The organism is Bifidobacterium sp. CP2 (genome assembly GCF_018555635.1).
GTDB lineage: Bacteria > Actinomycetota > Actinomycetes > Actinomycetales > Bifidobacteriaceae > Bifidobacterium > Bifidobacterium saguinibicoloris.
The window spans coordinates 62,099-80,035 of record NZ_JAFEJX010000005.1 but is presented as its reverse complement, the minus strand read 5'-3'; the positions used below and the strand labels follow the sequence as shown (position 1 = coordinate 80,035).

At 67.1% G+C, this 17,937-nt stretch carries 13 protein-coding genes; 4 read left to right on the top strand and 9 right to left on the bottom strand.

What is annotated here, in order from left to right:
• Window positions 1-57: 57 nt before the first annotated feature.
• The gene (locus tag JS531_RS05215; RefSeq protein ID WP_214313687.1) at window positions 58-1,038 is read right to left on the bottom strand and encodes an alpha/beta hydrolase; all 981 of its coding nucleotides are present in this window, start codon (window positions 1,036-1,038) and stop codon (window positions 58-60) included.
• A 223-nt stretch (window positions 1,039-1,261) separates the two neighbouring features.
• On the opposite strand from JS531_RS05215, the gene JS531_RS05210 reads away from it, so the two are divergent.
• The 3 genes from JS531_RS05210 (at window position 1,262) to JS531_RS05200 (ending at window position 6,194) form a co-directional block, all read left to right on the top strand.
• A complete protein-coding gene (locus JS531_RS05210; RefSeq protein ID WP_214313685.1) occupies window positions 1,262-2,797 on the top strand; it encodes a DUF6020 family protein in 1,536 nt (511 codons plus the stop codon).
• Window positions 2,798-2,990: 193 nt separating this feature from the next.
• Complete coding sequence (locus tag JS531_RS05205) at window positions 2,991-4,649, top strand: ABC transporter substrate-binding protein (RefSeq protein WP_214313683.1); 1,659 nt, start codon at window positions 2,991-2,993, stop codon at window positions 4,647-4,649.
• A 174-nt stretch (window positions 4,650-4,823) separates the two neighbouring features.
• Entirely contained in the window at window positions 4,824-6,194 is a 1,371-nt protein-coding gene (locus JS531_RS05200) for an amidohydrolase family protein (RefSeq protein ID WP_214313681.1), read from the top strand.
• 71 nt (window positions 6,195-6,265) lie between these two features.
• Here JS531_RS05200 and JS531_RS05195 read toward each other — a convergent pair whose 3' ends face one another.
• The 8 genes from JS531_RS05195 to JS531_RS05160 form a co-directional block, all read right to left on the bottom strand.
• Window positions 6,266-6,829, bottom strand: coding sequence for an FMN-binding protein (locus JS531_RS05195; RefSeq protein WP_214313932.1), 564 nt, complete (start codon window positions 6,827-6,829; stop codon window positions 6,266-6,268).
• Between the two features lie 98 nt (window positions 6,830-6,927).
• Window positions 6,928-7,728: an ABC transporter ATP-binding protein gene (locus JS531_RS05190; protein WP_214313679.1), complete on the bottom strand. Its 801-nt coding sequence runs from the start codon at window positions 7,726-7,728 to the stop codon at window positions 6,928-6,930.
• 76 nt (window positions 7,729-7,804) lie between these two features.
• Window positions 7,805-9,163: an ABC transporter permease gene (locus JS531_RS05185; RefSeq protein ID WP_214313677.1), complete on the bottom strand. Its 1,359-nt coding sequence runs from the start codon at window positions 9,161-9,163 to the stop codon at window positions 7,805-7,807.
• Between the two features lie 66 nt (window positions 9,164-9,229).
• A complete protein-coding gene (locus JS531_RS05180; protein WP_214313675.1) occupies window positions 9,230-10,537 on the bottom strand; it encodes an ABC transporter permease in 1,308 nt (435 codons plus the stop codon).
• Window positions 10,538-10,580: 43 nt separating this feature from the next.
• The gene (locus tag JS531_RS05175; RefSeq protein ID WP_214313673.1) at window positions 10,581-11,858 is read right to left on the bottom strand and encodes a DUF2318 domain-containing protein; all 1,278 of its coding nucleotides are present in this window, start codon (window positions 11,856-11,858) and stop codon (window positions 10,581-10,583) included.
• 85 nt (window positions 11,859-11,943) lie between these two features.
• Window positions 11,944-12,627: an iron transporter gene (locus JS531_RS05170; protein ID WP_214313671.1), complete on the bottom strand. Its 684-nt coding sequence runs from the start codon at window positions 12,625-12,627 to the stop codon at window positions 11,944-11,946.
• An 89-nt stretch (window positions 12,628-12,716) separates the two neighbouring features.
• On the bottom strand, window positions 12,717-14,513 hold the full coding sequence (locus JS531_RS05165; RefSeq protein ID WP_346427762.1) for an FTR1 family protein: 1,797 nt from the start codon (window positions 14,511-14,513) through the stop codon (window positions 12,717-12,719).
• A 245-nt stretch (window positions 14,514-14,758) separates the two neighbouring features.
• The gene (locus JS531_RS05160) at window positions 14,759-16,147 is read right to left on the bottom strand and encodes an MFS transporter (protein WP_214313928.1); all 1,389 of its coding nucleotides are present in this window, start codon (window positions 16,145-16,147) and stop codon (window positions 14,759-14,761) included.
• A 588-nt stretch (window positions 16,148-16,735) separates the two neighbouring features.
• Here JS531_RS05160 and JS531_RS05155 point away from each other — a divergent pair.
• On the top strand, window positions 16,736-17,764 hold the full coding sequence (locus JS531_RS05155) for an FAD:protein FMN transferase (RefSeq protein WP_240542066.1): 1,029 nt from the start codon (window positions 16,736-16,738) through the stop codon (window positions 17,762-17,764).
• Window positions 17,765-17,937: the final 173 nt, after the last annotated feature.

Here is a 17,937-nt window from a genome sequence, read left to right as displayed (position 1 = left end):
CGGCGCATGCGGTTGCGGCCGTCCTGCTCGGCGGCCGCCTCACCCGGGTCACCCCGCTCAGCTGTGCTCGCGGATGAACCCGAAGATCTCGTCCAGCACCGCGCGGCTCCAGAAGTCCTGCTCGTGCTCGGCGCCGTCCACGAGGACCAGCCGCGCGTCGTAGCCGTGCTCGACCAGGCGGTCGCGCATCTTCACCGACTGCCGGTACGGCACCACGGTGTCGCCGGTGCCGTGCAGCAGCAGCATGGGCGGGTAGCCGCGCCCGTCCTCCACGTGCAGGTAGGGGCTCATCTCCACGGCCCGCGAGCGCACCGCGTCGTCGAGCCCGGTGGCGGGCGTGGCGCCCACCACGGCCGCGAACGGCCCGAAGTAGTAGAGACGGAACGGATCGTCCTCGTTCCCGAACGCGTCGATAGCCTCGGTCAGGTCCGTGGGCGGGAAGCAGGCGACCACGAAGTCGACGGCGTCGCCCGCCTGCGGCCAGGTGCCGTCCTCGTAGCGGGGGTCGTCGGCGGTCATGCCGACCAGCAGCGCGGTGTTGCCGCCGGAGGACGTGCCCCAGATGCCGAGCCGTTCCGGGTCCACGTGCCATTGCGCGGCGTTGGCGCGCAGGTAGCGGATGGCGGCCTTCACGTCCTCGAGGTAGGCGGGGAACACGTGCTGCGGGTTGCGTGAGGCGTCGCGATGGTTCACCGTGGCCACCACGTAGCCTGCGCGCGCGAGTTCGGCGAGCTGCGGCAGTTCGTAGTCGCGGTCCGGTGTGGTCCAGGCGCTGCCCTGCACGAACACGACGGTGGGATAGCGGCGGTCGTCCGCGTCGCCGGAGTTCTGCGGCGCGATGATGTCCATGACGAGGTCGTCGGCGCCGGTCTTGTACGCGACGTTCCGTGTGACGCGCGCGAGTCCGAGCCGTTGCGGGTTCGCCGGGATGTGGATGGTCGCGGTGTCCGATGCGTGCGATGTGCCCGTGTTCGTTGCACCCGTCGCGTTCGATGCGTACGATGCGATGCCCGTTTGGTTCGTCTGATGTTCCGGCATGATGGTCCCCTTCCGTGCCAGTGCGTTTCCCCGGATTGTACGACGCGGCGCACGCCGCGCGTGCGCCCGGCGTCCCATCGTGGAACGCACCACGCACACCGCCGCACTACACTGGGCGCCTGTGGGGCACTCGCTTTCGAACATCCGCACGGCGGCCGCGCTTGCGGCGCCGCGGATTCTCGCATTCCTGAACCGGTCCTTCCCTTCGACGATGGGCAGGGCGATGCGCGCGCGGTTCCTGCCGTACATGCTCGTGCTGCTGGCCGCGTGGACGCCGTGGCTCGTGCTCGTCTGGCCGGGCTCGATGCGCGACGACACGCTCGCCCAGTATCTGCAGTCGGCCGGCATCCACCGTTATTACACGCAGCATCCGCTGTTCGACACGCTCGTCTTCGGCCTGTTCTGGAGGACGGGCGCGGCGTTCGGCTCGCCGCTCGCCGGCGAGGCGCTGTATACGCTCGTGCAGGTTCTGGCGTTGGCCGCGGGTTCCGCGTTCCTGCTGTGCTATGTCCGCAAGATCGGCGTGCCGCGGTGGCTGCGGGCGCTCGGTCTCGTCTATCTGGCCACCAGTTATGTGGTGGTGGGGTCGATCGCGACGATGGGCAAGGATTCGCTGCACACGGTGTTCTTCCTGCCTGCGGCCGTCCTGTTCACGGAGGTGTGCCGCACGCGCGGGCGCGTGCTGCGCCGCATGCCGGTGGCGGTGGCGTTCACACTGCTGCTGTTCGCGGTGGTCGCCTCGAAGCGCACGGCCCTGGTCATCGTGCTGTGCGCGGGCGTCTGCATGCTGTTCGCGTGCCGCGGGGCGGGGCGGGCGAACCGGCATCGGCCGGCCGTCTGCCTCGTCGCGGCGATCGTGCTCGCGCAAGGCGTGTTCGCGCCGCTGGCCACGGCGGCGACGCACGCGAACGTCTCGCCGGGACGTGAGGTGTGGGGGCTCGTCACGCAGCCGGTGGCGCAGGTGGCGCACGACGACCCGTCGGCCATCACGCCGGACCAGCGCCGCACGCTGGAGAAGGTGATGGACCTCGACAGGGCGGCGGCGAACATCAATCAACATCGTACGAACGAAACGTTCGCCACGCTGCGGACGGGACACGGCAAAGCCGCCTCCTCCGGCGCATCCGGCGACGCGGCCCCGTCCGCGTCGGACAAGCTCGCGGCGCTGGGCGTGTGGGCGCGGCTGGGCCTCGCGCATCCGGACGAATACGCCAAGGCGTACGCCGGACCCATCCGCGGATGGTGGGATCCCACCGTGAACTTCGCCTATCCCACGGATTCCGACTATCTGCTGCGCCCCGGCTATCTCAGGCAGTGGGCGTCGTTCGTGGACCCATCCACGGCACGGACGCCGCAGGCGCGTCTCAAGGCCATCACACGCGACCTGACGCCGCTGATGGGCACGTCGGACAGGCCCGCGTGGAAGCGGGACGCGTTGCGCGCCGTCCGCGATTGGGTACGTCCGCAGGCCCGCGATCCGCAGGCCTCGAACCCCCTTACCGCGATGGCGTTGTACGTCACGTGGATGCCGTCGGCGATCGGCGTCGCGCTGGCCGTCCGATGGGTGCGCCGCCGGCGGGCGTCCGGAAGCGCCGCTTCCGTCGCCTGCGCGCATCTCGCCGCGTACGCCCTCCTGTTCTTCACCGTGCTCTCGCTGTACGCCTCCCCCGAAGCGTTGTTCTGGTACCCGATTCCGGTGTTCTTCAGCCTCCCGCTGTTCGCCACCCTGCCGTTCGCCGACGCCCCATGCCGCGCGTGACACACGCGTCACGCCGTACGACGCTTCGATGACCGGTCATCAATTCGCCTGATAGGCGCTTGAACGCCCCATAAGCAACGGGTATACGAACCCGACTGTGTCGGATTCCCCATCCTTGTAGGTTCGTGAAGCAACGACACGGGAACCTTCAAGGTTCCGCACGGGTCATTCGCATATCGACTGGGGGTCTTTCATGAACCGTTCACATGCACACATCGGCAGGGCCGCGGCGGTCTGCGCCTCGCTGGCGGCAATCCTGCTCGCCTCGGCGTGCGGCCAGGCGGCCGGCGGCAACGCGCAGAGCGCGGACGCCGGCACGCCGGTCAAGGGCGGCACGCTGCGCATCGCGCAGCCGACGGATACCGTGGGCTGCATCGACCCGTTCCAGACGGGCATCACTACCACGCGCACACTGCAGCGCAACATCGTCGAATCGCTGCTGGACCAGGATCCGAAGACCGGCGAGATCAAGCCGTGGCTGGCCAAGGACTACACGGCGAGCGCCGACGGCAAGACCTACACGCTCCACCTGAAGAGCGGCATCACGTTCTCCGACGGCGAGAAGTTCGACGCGGACGCGGTGGTCAAGAACTTCGAGGACCATCTCGACCCGAGCCATCCGGTGAGCACCGGCAACCAGTCACTCACCGGCCTGGAATCCGTCACCAAGACCGACGACTCCACCGTTGAATTCCACCTGTCCGCCCCGAACTCCTCGTTCCTGCAGACGCTGACGACCACGAACCTCGGCATCGTCTCCCCGAAGTATCTGGCGGACGTGCCCTTCCAGCAGCGTTGCGCCGCCGGCAAGGTGGTGGGCACCGGGCCGTTCACGCTGGAGAAGTTCGACACCCGCACCAAGACCGTGCTCGTGCGCCGCGACGGCTACAACAGCCCGTCCCCGTTCTCCACGCTCAAGGGCGACGCCTACCTCGACAAGATCGAGGTGAGCTACGTGCCGGAGAAGTCCGTGCAGATCGGCTCCCTCAACGGCGGGCAGATCGACGTGATCTGGCCGAGCAACGAGGATTCGTTCGATGAGAACGATTCCGCGCAGATCAAGCAGGCCGGCAACTCCATCCAGTCCCGTTCCGTGCCGGGCACCAGCTCCATCCTGTACCCGAACGTGCGCTATGACGGCCCGCTGTCCGATCCGAAGGTGCTGCAGGCGTTCTCGCTCGGCATCGACCGCAAGACGTACGCCGAAACCGTGCTGCGCTCCGGCTATCCGGTGGTGCAGGGCATCATCGACAAGACCACGCCCGGTTTCCAGGCCAACGCCGACGCCGTCAAGTACGACGCGAAGAAGGCCGCCACGCTGCTCGATCAGGCCGGCTGGAAGAAGGGCGACGACGGATACCGTCACAAGGACGGCAAGAAGCTGACCGTCCACTACATCACCACGAAGAGCTCCACCGGCGACGTGCTTCTGCAGGACCAGCTCAAGAAGGTCGGCATCGACTACCAGATCGACGTGCTCACCCAGTCCGAGGTGGCGTCGCGTACCGCGTCCGGCGACTACGACCTCGCGAAGGTCACCTTCACGCGCGCCGACCCGGCGGCGATGGCCGTCGTCGACAACCTGCCCAGCCAGTGGGCGCCCGACGCCAAGAACAACAAGACCGACGCCCAGGCCAAGGAGCTGAAGGCCCTGTTCGACAAGGCGGTCGCCACGAGCAGCGAATCGGAGAAGACCACCTCCTACCAGGAGATCCAGAAGTACATCGAGGACAACCGACTGGTGATCCCGATCTACGAGCGCACGCAGGACGCGGCCGTCGCCGCGAAGGTGCACGGCCTGCGCTTCACCGCCGACTCCTTCGGCGACTTCTCCGGCGTCTGGCTCGGCTGAACCTGACCGGACACGGCTGAACGCAGCCGGACGACGGCATCCAAGGGCCGCGCCGCACAGCGGCGCGGCCCTTCGCATCGCAGAACGACAACGCACAACGACATCGCACATCGATCGACATCGTGCCACGGCCACGACGGCCACGGCGCATCCGAACAGGGGGGGCGGATTCCAATGACCAACGACAACACGGCACAGGGGAAGACGACGCGGGCGGCCGCATCGTCGGCCGCACCATCGCACACGCAACCGGACGGAAGGCGCGTACTCAACGCGGCACGGGCGTTCACCGGCAAAGCCGGCCAATGGATCGCGGACGCCTCCGTGGCGATCGACGGCGCACGCATCGCATGGGTCGGTCCGACGGCCGCACTGCCGGAACCCTACCGGACATGGCCGCAGGAGCACCATCCCACATCGACGCTCCTGCCCGGATTCGTGGAGACGCACGCCCACCTGGGCACCGAATGGCGACGGAACCCCACGCAGCCGAACGTCATCGACCCGGCCGCCATCGCCGTGCCGTGGAACACGCTGCAATCACTGCACACCGCGCAGCGGCTGGCGGATCAGGGCGTCACCACCGTGCAGTCGCTGGGCGCGCTCGACTACACGGACGTCGCCCTGCGCGAAGCCGTGGAGCACGGGCTGGTGCGCGCGCCGCGCATCGTGGCCGCCGGGGCGATCATCACCCCCACCGGCGGACACGGCTGGCGCAACGGCTCGGAGGTCGACTCCATCCCGGACATCCGCCGCGCGGTCCGCGAACACCACAAGGCGGGCGTGGACACCATCAAATTCGCCGGAACCGGCGGATTCCTCTCCCCCGGATCGGCGCAATGGCGCCCTCAGTTCACGCTCGAGGAACTGCGCGCCGGCGTGGAGGAGGCGCATCGGCTCGGTAAGACCGTGGCCGTGCACGCGCACGGCACCGCCGGCATCGAACAGGCGGTCGAAGCGGGGGCCGACCTCATCGCGCACGCCTCGTTCGTCTCCGACGACGGCTTCACGCGGTTCGTCCCCGAACTCGCCGAACGCATCGCCGCGGCGGGCATCTACGTGGACGTCGCCGCGGTCTCCACCTATCCGCTGCCCGAAGGCGGCGAACCCTGGTTCGCACGTTCGGTGGACCTGTACCGGCATGGCGTGAAGGTCGTGGCCGGGCACGACCTCGGCATCGAACGGTTCCCGCCGGAGGCGTATCTGCCCGCGCTGGTGAAGATGCACGAGGCCGGACTGCCCGCCGAGGAGGTGCTGGTCGCCGCCACCGCGCGCGCCGCGAAGGCCGTGGGGCTCGCGGGCGTCACCGGCATGCTGGCCGCCGGATATGCCGCGGACGTCGTGGCGGTGGACGGCGATCCGCTCGCCGATTTCACGGCGGTGGAACGGGTGACGAAGGTGCTGATCCGCGGTGTGGAGCATCCGCTGCCTTCGGCCGCGGAACGGGAGGCGCGGCGGTTCTCGTTCTGGGAGCTGCGCGGGAACCCCACGCTGGATGCCTATCAGGAGCGGCGCGCGCGGCTGGCGGCGGCTACGTACGAGTAACGCCCCGTCAGCCCCGCGCCAAACCGCTACGCCCGCTATCGCCGCCACGCCGCCACGCGGCTACTCCTGGGCTACTCCTGCACGGAAGCCTGCTGACGGCACAGGTCGAGGGCCTTGTTGAAGGCGTCGGAGGTCCAGCTGGCACCGGCCACCTTGTCCACCTTGAGACCCTTCAACGGCTTGCCGTCCACCACGCCGTTGATGGCGTTGGCGAAGTCGGTCTGGTGCTGCTTGGAGATCTGCGTGAACGGATGCCCGATCACCTCGACGGTTTCGACGTTCTGGTCCTTGATGGTGAAGTGGACGTCGATGGAGTCCTCGCCCACCGGACCGTACTGGCCGTTGATCGAATACGTGCCGTCCTTGTAGTTGCCGGTGTCCTTGGACGAACCGTCCGAGGACGAACCGCTCGTGGACGACGAATCCCCCGAACCGGACGTGGACGAGGACCCGTCCGTGGACTGCGACTGCTCCTCCTGCGACTTCTCGGTCTCACCGGAGTTGCCCGCGTACTGGTCATCCATCGGGGTGGCCTTCGATTCGCCGCAGCCGGCCACACCGCCCACCAAGGCGAGCGCGGCGGCGGTGACGGCGATCGCCTTGGTCACGCCCGTCTTCGCCTTGTCGTCACTCATATCGCTCATATCCACCATCCTATTCGTCTACTCGTCCGCTCCGGAGGGAACGCACATGCATCAACGCTATGCATAAACGCCATGCATAGGCAGGCGTCTCACTCCTCGCCGCCGGTCTTCGCCGCCTTGGTAGGGTCGACGAAGCCAATGGGCAGGTCGCCTTCGCGCTGGGCGCCCTCCTCGGTGGAGCCGGTGAACGCCGGACGTCCGCCGGCCGCCTCGTACGCGGCCCGCGCCTTCTCGTCGTTCCATTTCTCGCCGACGAGCACGCCGTGGTTGAGCATGATCTCGCGTTCGGCGCAGCTCGCCACCAGGGCGTCGTGCGTGACGACGATGATCGTGGTGCCCTGGTCGTGCAGCTGGCGGAACAGGTCAAGCACGATCTTCTCGTTCTTCTCGTCGAGGTTGCCGGTGGGCTCGTCGGCGAGGATGAGCTTGGGGTCGTTGATGAGCGCGCGGGCGATGCACACGCGCTGCTGTTCGCCGCCGGAGAGCTGTCCGGGCAGGTGGTGGGCGCGGTCCTTCAATCCCACGCGGTCCAGCGCCTCCAACGCCTGCTTCTCGTCCACCACAGAGTGGTAGTACTGGGCGACCATCACGTTCTCCACGGCGGTCAGGTGCGGCACGAGGTAGAACTTCTGGAACACGAGGCCGATCATGTTCTTGCGCACGTCGGCGAGCTGCGCGGCGTTGAGGTCCTCGAGCTTGCGTCCCTCCAGCGAGACGGAGCCCTTGGACGGGGTGTCCATGCAGCCAATCATGTTCATCAGCGTGGTCTTGCCGGATCCGGACGAGCCGACGATGGCCAGCCATTCGCCCTGCGGCACAGTGAGGTTGAGGTCGTCCACGGCATGCAGGTCGCCGTAGATCTTCGAGATGTGGTCGAGTTCAAGCAACATGTTGGTTCCTTTGTTCTTCACGGCTGGTTCTTCGCAATCGTTCTTCACAGCTGGTTCTCGCGCCCGTTCTTCGCGGCTACTCTTCCCGCAGCACGATGGCGGGGTCGATGCGCGAGGCGCGTGAGACGGGCGGGATGGAGGCGAGCACGGCGACGAATGCGCTGAAGACCACCGATCCGATGGCGAGCGGCCAGTTGACGTCGAGCGATCGCTCGAACACCACGGAGGTGAGGAGACGCGCAAGCCCGTAGCCGATCGCCGTGCCGAAGAGTCCGCCGATGAGGCCGTAGAGCGCGCTTTCCACGTAGAACTCCATGCCGATGGATGCGCTGGAGGCACCCAGCGCCTTGCGCAGGCCGATTTCGTAGCTGCGTTGGGAGACGATCGAGCTGATGGTGGTGGAGACGCCGACGAGCGTGAGCACGAGCACGACGATGGAGACGATCCAGAACAGGGTCTGGAGCATCGTGATGATGCGCGTGTCCGACGAGGTGATCTTGGTGACCTGCTGCGCTTTGACGTGCATGGAGGTCATGTCGTTGATGGACTTGACGGTGGCGTCAAGGTCGCTGCCGGTGGCAGAGGCGGAGTATTCGATGACGTCGACGCCTCGCGTGACGCCGGTGAGCTTGTCGACGTCGGCCGCGGTGGCGTAGATGATGGAGTCCTCGCTGCCGCCGGTGTCGACGATGCCGGCCACGCGGAATTCGGTGCCTTTGGTGTCCATGATGTCGCTGGAGACGCGGCCGTCCTGCATCTGCTGGCTGTTGGCCTGCGATTGCGCGTTCTCGCCGTTGACGGTGTCGCCCGATTGCGCGTCGGATTGCGTGGACGACTGCGTGGAGGCGTCCGACGACGTTCCGTCCGTCGACGATTCCGTCGACGTCGCGCTTGCGCCCGACGTCGCCGCGTTGTCCGACGCGCGGTACCCGATGGTGATCGGGTTGCCGACGACGAGGCCCATCGCGTCGGCGACGTCGCGTCCGACGAGCACGCGGCCTTCGGACGGCCATTTGCCTTCGACGTTCCAGTGGTGGTTGAGGTTTTCGACCTGCTTCGGGTTGACGCCGGCCATCACGTACGGCGCCGCGTTGACGCGCACGTTCTCGTAGCGGTAGGTCGCGTACTTGGCGGCGCCTTTGGCGCGCACCATTTCGGTGGTGTGCTTGACCATCGCCGCGTCGATGCCGGTCTTCGACGCGGCCGCGCCGGATTCGTCCGACGATTCCGCCGTTCCGGTGGGGGTGACGATGAGGTTCGCGCCGTACGAGCGCATCTCGTCGTTCATCTGCTGCGGCACGGCGATGCAGATCGCCGCGAGGCAGAACAGCGTGGCCGCGCCGACGAGCGACGCGACGACGGCCATGATCGCACGCGACCGGCGGCGGAACACCGCGCCGAACAGCATGCGGAAGAACATGCCGGTATTGGTCATTTCAGTCTTCCCTCCCCGTGCGTATGCGTCTGCTGCGGATTGCGCGCCCCGCGCGCGTCATGCGGATCAGCGGCCATGGAGCACCTCCGCGGGCTTGAGGCTCAGGATCGAGCGGATCGACGACGACGCGGCGACGAGCACCGTCAGCGCGAGCAGCACGAACACGAGCACGAACACCATCGGACGCATCGTGATGCCCGAACCGAACACCACCTGCCCGACGATCTGCGCGACGCCGGAACCGGCCAGCGCACCCACCAGCGCACCCACCAGCGAGATCGCGGCGGTCTCGGCGAGCATAAGGCGCGAGACGGCGCCGTCGGTCGCGCCGATGGCCTTGAGCAGCGCGAGTTCGCTGGAACGTTCGGAGATCGACGCGGCCATGAGGTTCGCGACGGCCACGGCCGCCGCGACGAGGCTCAGCGCGGTCATGAGGATCATCACGGCCTGCGTCTTCTGCAGCACGTTGCCCTGCAGGGCGGCGACCTGACGCACCTGCTTGGCGACGGCGCCGGGGATGACCTCCTCGATCTGGTAGGCGATGGAGCTCGGGTATGCGGTGCAGTACCACGTCTCCCATTCGTCCTGGCTCAGCGCGGCCGGGTTCTTCGCGGCCTTGCGCGCGAGGTCGTTCTCCGGGGTGGTGAGGGCCTTGACCTCGATCTTGTCGACCGAATCGGGCAGGTCCGCGAGCACCTGCGTGGTGGACGAGGGCAGGTAGATCGAGCCGTTCTCGTCGTCGCCGGAATCATAGACGCCGGTGAGTTCGATCTTCTGCTGGTTGGTCTTCCCGGACGCGGTCTTCTTGGTCAGGGTGACGGTGTCGCCGGCCTTGACGCCGAGCTGTTCGGCGAGGGTCTTGCCGATGACGCCCTGCGCGGAGTCGTCCTTCGGCCAATGGCCGTCGAGCGTCCACCAGGAGCGCATGCCTTCGACGCCGACCACCGTGGTCTCGCCGGAGGGGAGCTTGAGCGTCTTGTTGAACCAGGTGCCGACGAGCGGCGCGTTCACGCCGTTCACGTCGGCGTGCACGTTGAGCTGCGGCGCGAAGTTGGTGATGTTGAACGCCCAGAAGATGGTCTTGATCTTCACGGCGTCCGATTCCTTGAGGAACGCGGTCGGGTCGGTCTGGTCGCCGGCCGCGGCGCCGGCCTCCGTGTTGTACAGGTCGGAGACGACGGCGTCGGCCTTCGGCTGCACGGTGATGTTCGAACCGTACGTGGACAGTTCGGCGTTGAGTTTGTCGCCCACGTCGAAGACGACGCCGAGCATCGCGACCGACACCGTGGCCGACAGGCACACGGTGAGCGCGATGAGCAGGCGCCGGCGCAGCTGGCGCGTGAATGACCGCGCGATCATTCGCAGAAAGAACATGGTTCCTACCTTCCGTCCTTTCGACTCACCGGACTCGCCGGTCTCACTGGAAGTGGGCGCTCAGGGCGTCCAGATCGGCGGTGTGGATGGTGATCTTGCCGTTGCCGGTCTTGTACGGGAACGGGATGGGGTTGCATCCGCCCTTGAAGCCGATGGTGGCGAGGTTGATGGCCACTTCGCACCTCTTGCAGATGATCTTGCCGTCCTTCTCGTAGTAGCCGGCGTCGCCGCAGTTCTCGCATGCGTCGAGTCCGATGCCGTACGCGCCGCCGTTCTTCTTGATGATGATGAAGCGCATGACGGTGCCGTCCTTCGCCTTGTATTCGAAGCGGTGGAGATGGCCGTCCTCGACCTGGCTGAACGGGATGGTGGCCGTGCCGTCCTTCAGCGAGTAGGCTTCCGGCGGCGACAGGGTGGGCGTCTGGTTGATGGCCGCCTCGCCCACGGTGAGGGTGAGGGTCACGCCGATCATCGCGACGAGACTCCATACGGCGGAGGCGACGGCGCGACGACGGAACGCCTTGTGGCGGCGCACGGTCGCCTCGTTCTCGCCGGCCTGCGGCTTGGTCTTCGTGCGGAAGCCGGCCACGATGGAGGCGATTGCGGGGATGAGGAAGACGAACGCCTGCGCCAGGATCATCTGGTTGTTGTGGTTGATGGACCAGACGAGCGGCTGGAACAGGATGTGCGGGAAGAACAGGGAATGCGCCTGGATGATCTGCAGCAGGCCGGTGGCGTGCTGCAGGAACAGGATGAACGTCATGAGCGCGGCGGCGGCGATGAACGAAGCGCGCACCGCCGTCTCGCGCATGGTGCGGAAGATGGCGGCCACCACCATGGAGGCGCCGATGCCCAGCAGGAAGCCGAGCGCGCGCAGCAGCATCGCGGAGGTGAACGCGGTTTCGCCGGGTTCCACCCAGATGGTGAGCTGGAGGATGACGTCCGGCAGGGCGTAGAAGAGGGTCAGGGCGATGGCGAGGGCGCCGACGCCGTTCGCCAGATGCATGAGCCACTTGTGGCGCTGCCAGTCCTTGAGGATCCACGGCGAGGCGATCATCGCGGCGATCGCGAGCAGGTCGACGACGACGGCGACCGTGAGGACCGGCTGGTTGACGAAGGTGCGCTGGTTGATGACGGCGGTGGCGCGCAGGGCTGCGAACACGATGGCCGCGACGGTGCCCAGCAGCACGCCGTACAGGCGCCACCGGTGGCTGACCGGCTTGTCACGCCCCTCACCCACCGTGAGCGTCACGCTCAGGCACATGACCAGCAATGCGGGGGCCAGCGTCCCCGGCATCACCGCAACGAATTGTTCCAGCATTCGCGCCCTTTCCCGCTAGTTCCAAAACCGGCGAAAGCCCCCTCGTGACGTGCGCGACGTGAGGGGGCTTTCTTTCATACAGTGATCACCACTGGCGAGGAGTGTACTCCCAGTTGTCGAAGGTGACCTCGAGCGGCTCGGTCCAGAAGCGGCCCTTGACGCCGGTCTCCGGGTCGACGTGCAGCATCCAGCCGTTCTTGGCCGGGGACTCGATGGAGAGCTTGAGCTGGTAGGTGCCGGCCTTGTCGAGCTTGACGTTGGCGCCGTAGTGCGGGCCGTCGGAGGCGTTCATCTGCATGAACACGCCGGAGGTGGCGGTGCCGCCCTCGACGGTCTTGCCGGTGGACTTGTCGATGATGTCGTAGTGGACGGTCAGGTCCGGGACGAAGTCGGCCTTGCCGTAGCCGAGCTCGGTGCCCTTCTTGTTGGCGTGGATGTCGGCCTCGAGGTGGAAGGAGGCGTCCGCGGCCTTGAGGCCCATGGAGGACGGCTCCATGTCGATCGGCTGGAAGTAGACGGCGCCGACGGTCAGCGGGCCGACCTCCTGATCCTGCTCCTCGGCGGTGCCGGACGGGCCCACCGGGACCTCTTCGAAGCCGGTGCCGGCGTCGGAGGCCTTATCGGAGGACTTGTCGGAGGACTGCGAGGAGGAGTCCGACTTGGTGGAGCCGGAGTTCGCGTCGGTGGAGCCGCAGGCGGCCAGGGAGAAGGCCATGGAGCCGGCGAGCAGCACGCCGAGCAGGGCGGCGATCTTCTTGTTCTTCATCATTTTCTCTTCTTTCTGTATCAGTGAATGAGATTCACGGATGGGGTTGTTGGTTGTTCGGGGGTAAGTCTGTCTGCTGGCCGCGGCTCCGCTCAGGCCTTGGCCGGGGCGTCCTGCGCGGTCGCCTTCGCCGCGTTGGCCTTGAGCCGGCGCTGCTTGGCGAAGCCGACGACGAACAGCGCGATCACGGCGACGGCGGCCAGCGCCTGCGCCACGATGCATTCGACGTACGGGTAGAAGCCGAGCCAGTCGTTGGTGGGCACGCCGTCCAGGTAGATGGCGGGCAGCAAGTCGCCTTCGATGAGCGCGTGCACGCCGCCGCCGGCGAAGACGACGACCAGCACGGACATGAGGATCGAGGTGATGAGGAAGAACGGGCCGATCGGAATCTTCACGGAGGTGAAGCGGATAATGAGGAAGATGATGACGAGCACGACTGCCGCGGCGATGCCGCCCGTCCACATGCCCTTCGAATCCTGGCTCATCGAGTAGATGGACTGGTAGAAAATGACAGTCTCGGCGCCTTCGCGGAACACGGCGAGGAAGCTCAGCATGGCGAGGGAGACGATCGTGCCGAACGCCACCTTCTCGCCGGATTCGACCTGTTCGGACACGGACTTGACGGCCGCCTCGGTCTTGGTGCGGATGTAGCGGTTCCACGCCTCCACGCTGGACTTGTTGAGCATCCAGTTGCTGGTCCACAGCAGCATGCCCATGGCGATGAGCGCGCACACGCCCTCCATGATCTCCTGCTGGGGGCCGGAGCCGCCGAACAGGAGCGTGAAGATCACGGCGATGATGCCGGAGCCGGCGAGGCCGGCGAGCACGCCCACGTAGATCCACTTGGTGAAGCGCTTGTTGCCGGACTTGACGAGGTAGGCGATCACGGCGGCGACGACGAGCAGCGCCTCGAGCCCCTCGCGGATGAGGATGAGGAACGCCTGGCCCACCGCGCTGGTGATGAACTTGGTGAAGCCGCCCTCCTTGTCGGCGGCGCCGCCGTCGAGGATGCCGGCGTCCTTGACGAGCATGGCCTTGAGGTCGTCGACGAGCTTCTTCGTGGCCTTGAGGCTCTTGCCCTTGTTCATGGCCGAGCGGGTCATCTTGAACTGGTATTCGACCTGGGAGACGCGACTGCCGCTGATCGCATTCATCACGTTCTTCTCGAAGCCGAGCTTCTCGTAGTACTGGTAGTAGACGTTGTTGACGAGGGTGGCGCCCTTCGCACCGTCGCCCTTCTCGTACGCCTTGTAGGCGTTGTCGAGGATCGGGGTCATCTCGTTGGCCACGTCGGTCCAGGAACGGTTGCCCTTGCCGGGGTTCTTCTTCTTTTTGGCGTCGAGCTCCTTGCGCTCCTTGGCGATCTGGTCCTGCAGGGCCTTCGCGTAGGCGCGCGGCTTGGCGAGCTGCGCGTTGGCGTCGAGCTGCTGCGCGGTGGCGTCGAGGTCGGCGGAAAGGGCCGCGACCTTCTCCTGGAGCGTCGCCTCGTTGCCCTGCGCATAGGAGAGCTGCCTGAGCTCGTTGAAGGCCTGCTGCTGCGCGATCTGCTTGTCGGAGCCGATGGTGGAGCTCACCACGGCGGTGAAGTTGGAGGCCACGTACAGCGAGTTGTAGGCGCCGTTGAAGTCGGAGGCGGCGCCGGAGGTGTCGCCGTCCTGATAGGCCTTGTACGCGTCGTCGAGCTGCTTGTCCATCGCCTTGGCGACGTCGGCCCACGTATCGTAGTCGGTGGCGGAATCGGCGGCGGAGGAGGACGAGGAGCCGGCGGCGTACGCGGTAGGCGTGAACGCGGCCACGGGGGCCACGGCCATCGCCACGATCATCAGCAACGCACCGGCGAGCGCGACGAGCTTCGCCGGGACGCGTTTGGGCAACGAATACGCGGACATCCTGGAATTTCCTCTCTGTTTCACAATCCATCAGAACGATAGAGAAAAAAATTCCGGAACAACAGTCTTGATTTTTCGACGATACTGAGGTACACGCCGTTTTCGTCACGACGTTTCGCACGATTCCGCCGAAAACCGTCCGATATGCCGAGTCGTCACGTCTCACGATGCGAACGCGACGGGCGTGCGCCCACGTCGCGTCCGCATCACGGAACGCCGCGGGACGTGCGGCACGCCGCGAATCGTCACCGCCGCAGCACGTCGAGCACCTTGCGTTCGTCGTAGAACGCGAACACGACGCCGCCGATCGCGCACAGCACGGCCGCGCACACGGCGGCGATGCGGTAGCCGGCACCGGAGGCCATGCCGATGGTGGAGACGCCAGTGAACAGGAGCATCGCGACGGACTGTCCCATCTTCATCGCGAACGTGCGCGCCGCGTAGAACATGCCCTGACGGTCCTGTCCGGTGGTCTTCGAACTGGCGTCGGCGATGTTGGCGACAATCGCCTGCGGCAGGATGCCGAACGCGGCCATCGGAACCGCGCCGGCGATGGACAGCGCCACACCCTGCGCCATCGGCGGGATGAACGCGACGGCGGCGGAGCCGAGCGCGCCGGCGAACGCGAACGCGCAGGTGAAGATGACGAACGCGACGAGCAGGAGACGTTTCTTGCCCACGCGGTTCGCGAGAATGTTGACGGGCATGTAGAACAGCACGGACACGCCGGTCATGAGCACGAAGTAGATGGTCGTGGTGGTCTCGGGGAGCTTGAGCAGCGAGGTCACGAAGAACGGCAGGCCGGTCTGGAACGTGGTGATCGCCACCCAGTAGACCACGTCGGAGCAGACGAACTTGCGGAACTCGCCGTCGCCGAACGTCTGTTTGAGGGATTCCATCGTGGATTCGCTGGTGGGCTGCGAGTTCACGTAGTCCTTCTCGCGGATGGCGAGCGGCGGGACGAGCATGCCCACGAACGCGACGGCCGCCATGATGGTGAACGTGAGGCGGATGGCGTTCACGCGGCCGAGCATCGGCACGAAACCGCCCCAGATGACGGGCGCCACGTAGGCGACGGCGGTGCCGAACACCCAGGTGAACGAGATGGCGGTGGAGATGGCGAGCTGCTGTTTGGAGTCGTGGCCGAGCTCGGCGATGAGCGCGTTGTACGGCGTGCAGTAGAACGTGAGGGCGATGTAGTAGCCGATGACGGTGACGAACAGGAACGCGGCGTTCACCCAGCTGGCCGTGCCGATCGGGCTCCAGAAGACGAGCACGGTGACGAGCGCGAGCGGCAGGGCCGCGTACTTGAGGAACGGCATGCGCCGGCCGGCCTTCGCATCGCAGCGGTCGGAGAGGGAGGCGACGGCCGGGTCGACGAACGCGTCGAAGAAGCGCGCGAACGCGGTGATGCCGCCGACGACGGTGACGACGCCGAGGACGGCGAGCCCCTGCGGCACGAACACGGTCTGGCCTTGCGCGATGGTCTCGTTGTCCGGCTGGTAGAAGTACACGAGCCAGTTCGAGATGATGCCGCTCAGGAGCGCCCAGCCGAACTGTCCGACCGCGAACGCCCAGATCTTGGGGCCGGGAAGGTCCTTCACCTTCGCCCCGCGTGCCGCCGCGCCCTGCATCGCCGTACCGTCCATCACCGCACCTCCGTGACGTCTGTTCCGGCCGACTACGGGCCGGGCGCCCCGGCCGGCGGCCGACAATCGGCCACGATAGTCGCGCGTCACGCCCTCACACCGTCGTGGGTGCGTTGACACTGCGTCAATGCTAACACGCTCCGCGGCGGCGGCCTCCGACTGCCGCGGTACGGCGCCGGTCCGGTGCAGTTCGGCACGGTCCGGTGCAGTTCGGCACGGTCCGGTGCAGTTCGGCACGGTCCGGTGCAGTTCGGCACGGTCCGGTGCAGTTCGGCACGGTCCGGTGCGGAACGGCGCAGGCCGACACGGTCCGGCACAGGCCGCGACACGCCGGCGGCGACGGAAACCGGAACATATGCGGCGGACCCTTGCACGCCCCTTTAGGGTGGTCCCATGACATCACTCACAGAACGCATGCCGCACACGATGGCCTTCCCGCACGCCGTGGGCACCGGCGTCATCGTGCAGTCCGCCGATGACATCGACGACGCGCGGGTCACCGCCGCGGACATCCGCCCCGGCGCGCTCGAACGATTCAGGGCCGCCGGTTTCGACGAGGACGACGCCCTCGAGATGCTGCTCGGCGACCCCAGCCCCGCCGACGTCACCGTCGACCCCGGCCCGTACGGACGTCTCGGCGTGTTCATCGACGAATACGAACGCGCGCTCTCCCGCTTCCGCCCTGATTCGACCGTGTCCGCGATGCGAGCCGCCGCGCACGGCGGCTCGTTCGATTTCCCCGATTGGACCGGGCCGCTGTTCGACCTCTACGACCTGCTGTCCGACGCCACCGAAGGCGCCGTCGATCCGTGCGTGGGCGAGGACCTCATCCGTCTGGGCTACGACGCGCGGTATTCGTTCCGTCTCTCCCCCGACGTGCTCACTTCCGCCACATCCCCCACGTCCGGCGACGACCCGTCAGGCTGGAACCTCGGCGCCGTCCACGGGCGTGCGACCTGGCGCGACGACGTGGAACGCCACGACACGACGCTCGTCACCCGCCGTCCGGTCGCGCTTGATTTCGGCGCATGCGGCAAGGGATATCTCGTCGACCTGCTCGCCGAACGGCTCACCGCATACGCCACCTCCGGCTACGTCATCGACGCGGGCGGCGACCTGCGCATCCAATCGCCCGACGAACCGTTGACCATCGCACTGGAGGATCCGGCGGACGCGACGAACGCGGTCGGCACCGCGACCGTCGACGCGGGCGCGTTCTGCGCGAGCGCGCCGAGCCGGCGGCATTGGGAGGCGGCCGGACGGCGGCTGCATCACCTGCTCAACGCCGTCGACGGACTGCCCGTGGACGACGTGGCCGCCACGTGGGTGTACGTGACGGCCGGTGCAGCAGGAGACGCCGCAGTCCACACCGTCGACGGCGGTGACGACGCCGATACCGGCCGAATGCATCGCATCGCCGACCGCTACCCCACGGCCGTGGCGGACGGCCTGGCGACGGCCCTGTTCACCACGCCGGCGAACACGCTCCATAATCGGCTCGAACGTCTCGGCGCACGCCTCCCGTTCGAGTGCGCCGTGCTCAACGCCGACCGCACCGCCGTACAGTCGTCCGGCTTCCCCGGCGGCTTTTTCGCAGCCTGACGCAACGCAGCGGACGCTCCATCAGCCGGCGAGCGCAGCGAACCGGATGATGCGTGTGGCCGCAAGGCGCGGAAGACGAAGGCGTACGACGGGTACGTCGAGTCTTCCGCAACGCCGCGGACGCTCCGTCACTGATGCGTGTGGCCGCAAGGCGCGGAAGGCGAAGGCGTACG